At 76.7% G+C, this 1966-nt stretch carries 1 protein-coding gene and 2 pseudogenes; all 3 read right to left on the reverse strand.

The annotated features are described in order from the left end of the window. A pseudogene (locus ABD308_RS23015) lies at positions 1-190 on the reverse strand (hypothetical protein); the annotation flags it as partial. Positions 191-250: 60 nt separating this feature from the next. Continuing rightward, positions 251-1378 carry an ARPP-2 domain-containing protein gene (locus tag ABD308_RS23020; protein ID WP_344338125.1) on the reverse strand — a complete coding sequence of 376 codons (1128 nt, stop codon included), beginning with the start codon at positions 1376-1378 and terminating at the stop codon, positions 251-253. Further along, positions 1375-1966 (reverse strand): annotated as a pseudogene (locus ABD308_RS23025) (hypothetical protein); the annotation flags it as partial. The gene ABD308_RS23020 and the pseudogene ABD308_RS23025, both read right to left, overlap by 4 nt.

Here is a 1966-nt window from a genome sequence, read left to right on the forward strand (position 1 = left end):
GCGTGAGCGCGAACCGCTGCCCGCCGCCGGCCCAGCCGGGCGGCGTGCGCACCACCAGGTGCACCTCGCCGTAGCGGGCGAGCGGGACGGTCAGGCCGGGCCGCAGCAGCCCGTGGGGTGCCACACGTGGCAGGTGCCGGCGCAGCGGGTCGGGCGCCGGCCCGCGGAGGTCGCCCCGTACCCGGGCGGCGGTTGCTGGCAATTCGTCAGCAACGGGCGGCCGCCCGTCGGCCCCCTTGGCCTCCGGGCGCTAGCGCAGCAGGGCGCTGAAGCCGGCGGTGTTGAGGCGCAGGGCGAGTTCGGGTTCGGTGAGGCCCAGGGCGGTGGCGGTGGTGGGGAGGTGCCAGTCGTGGGCGGCGAGGCGGTCGAGGAGGTGGCCGCGGCGGGTTTGGGGTTCGGAGAGGCGGAAGGTCTTGAGGTAGGCGATCCGGCCGTGGTCGTCGGTGATCGCCTCGCCGATGTGGTTCTCCTGGCGGGGGCGGAAGCCGGGGAGGAAGCGGGTGAGGGTGAAGCGGTCGAGGCGGCGGACGGTGTGGGCCCGGTAGGCGGCGTTCAGCAGGCCGCCCGCCATGGTGGTGTCGTGGAAGGCGGCCCAGGCGTGTTCCTGGCGGGTGACGGCGGCGCGCAGGTCGGCGGCCGAGTTGATCGGGCCGGCCGTGCGCAGGTCGGCGCGGAAGTCCGGCACGGGGGCGGAGAGCGTGGCGTAGTGGTGGATCAGCTCGCCGTAGAGGTCGAGCAGCAGGGTGTGGTGCAGGGCGCGGTAGTCGTCGGGGTGCGGGACGACGAAGGCGGCGGCGAGCGTGTCGGCGACGTACACGACCAGGCCGCACTGGCCGGGGTGGAGTTCGAACACCCGCAGGGCGTCGGCGAGGCCGCGCACCTGGTGGCCGGCGTAGGCCTCCTCGGCGCGCGGGGACAGGCCGCGTCGCAGGGCCCGATCGGACCACTGTTCCCAGACGACGGCCGGGCCGCCGAAGTGCAGCGCGAGGTAGCCGTCCAGGGCGAGGTGCAGCGGCAGGAAGCGCAGCCGGGTGCGGCTCGCGCGCTTGGCGAGGCGGCGCGGCGGCCGGACGCGGACGCGTTCCGGGAGCGGGTCGGGTGAGGCGGACGCGCCCAGGTGGGTGCCGTAGGCGGCGGCCGGGGTGCCGTCGCGGGTCCAGTCGGCGACGAAGCCGTGGGGGATGTAGGAGAGGTAGTGGGTGCGGCGGGTGGCGGGGATGGCGGCGTACTCGTCCTCGTAGAGCTCCTGGTGCAGCCGCAGGTCGGTGATCGGCTCAGGGCGGACCAGCGGGACCAGCCGGACGCCGCCCCACACCTGCGCGGGGCGGGTGTCGAGGCCGGAGAGGTCGAGGCGGAAGGAGGCCGGGGCGGCGGTCATCGGGGGGACACCTCCGGAGGGGCGAGGAAGCGTGCGGTACGGGCCGCCAGATGGGCCGTCAGCTCCGCGAGGTCGGTGCGGCCCTCGGCGAAGCGGGCGAACTCGACGAGCGCCGGCAGGTCCTCGGCGTCGCGCAGCCCGGCGGTGGGCACCGTCGGGGCGAGGCGGCGGACGTCGAAGCCCTCCGCGTCGTAGACCGGGTTGAGGTGCACGACGCTGGTCCGGCGCTCCGGGTCCAGCCGGGTGCGCCAGACCCGCAGCACCTCGGCGGCCAGGCCCGGCGGGGCGTTGTCCCAGCCGTCGGAGACGATCAGCAGCCGCTGCGGCGCGGTGTCGAGCGCGTCCAGCACGCGGCGGCCGAGCGGGGTCGGGCCGGACGGGCGGGCGAGCAGCGCGTCGGTGCGCCCGGAGGTCCACAGCGCCGTGTACTCGCCGGCCAGCGCCTCCAGCAGGAAGTGGCAGGCGAGCGCGGCGGCCAGCGGCCGGCGGCGCTTGACGCCCGAGCCGTAGGCCGACCAGCTGTCGTCCAGCACGGCCGTGACCCGGCCCCAGCTCCCCTCGGCCGCCCCGGCCGCGCGCGCGGACCGG

It is taken from the genome of Kitasatospora putterlickiae (assembly GCF_039527695.1).
In the GTDB taxonomy this organism is placed as follows: domain Bacteria; phylum Actinomycetota; class Actinomycetes; order Streptomycetales; family Streptomycetaceae; genus Kitasatospora; species Kitasatospora putterlickiae.

What these genes read in the sequence shown, in the direction of transcription:
- ABD308_RS23020 (WP_344338125.1), bottom strand. Translation starts at nt 1,378, where the DNA reads ATGACCGCCGCCCCGGCCTCCTTCCGCCTCGACCTCTCCGGCCTCGAC.